General features: G+C 70.8%; 1 protein-coding gene and 1 pseudogene. One reads left to right on the top strand and one right to left on the bottom strand.

Features of this window, described 5'->3' with window-relative positions; all coding sequences use genetic code 11:
* Window positions 1–254: pseudogene (locus EQG76_RS24925) on the top strand (RluA family pseudouridine synthase); the annotation flags it as partial.
* On the opposite strand, the gene EQG76_RS24930 reads toward EQG76_RS24925, so the two are convergent.
* Window positions 227–394 (bottom strand): YceI family protein, encoded by a 168-nt coding sequence (locus EQG76_RS24930; RefSeq protein ID WP_159717327.1) that lies wholly within the window; start codon window positions 392–394, stop codon window positions 227–229. The pseudogene EQG76_RS24925 and the gene EQG76_RS24930 overlap by 28 nt on opposite strands.
* Window positions 395–503: the final 109 nt, after the last annotated feature.

The raw sequence follows: 503 nt of genomic DNA on the forward strand, positions 1-503 counted from the left end.
GGGTCGCGCTGGTGGAGGCCAGGCCACGGACCGGGCGGACCCATCAGATCCGGGTGCATCTGAAGGCACTGGGCGCGCCGCTCCTGGGCGACCGCATCTACGGGCAGGACCGGGAGTCGGGGCGGTTGATGCTGCATGCCCGGGCGATCGAGGTTCCCTGGCTGGCGGGCGTCACCATCCAGGCCCAGGCACCCCTGCCGGACGACTTCGTCCGGCAGATGGGGCGCTACGGGCTAGCGGTCGCGGCGAACTGAAAGCTGATCCGCACCTCGTCGCAGACCAGCGGCAGGAAGGCGGTCATGCCCCAGTCGCTGCAGGACAGGCGGGCGTGGCCGGCGAACCGGACCTGCCTGTTGCGGTCCGGGGCCTGGAGCAGTTCGGTTTCCACCGTCACCGATCTGGACGCCCAATCAGGTCGAGGGTGCCCAGGACCATCGCCCGGTCGCCGCGGTCGGGGTAGACGGCGGTGGTCCGAAAGCGGATCTCGGGGAAGGCGGTCACGT

It is taken from the genome of Geminicoccus flavidas (genome assembly GCF_009806515.1).
Lineage (GTDB): Bacteria > Pseudomonadota > Alphaproteobacteria > Geminicoccales > Geminicoccaceae > Geminicoccus > Geminicoccus flavidus.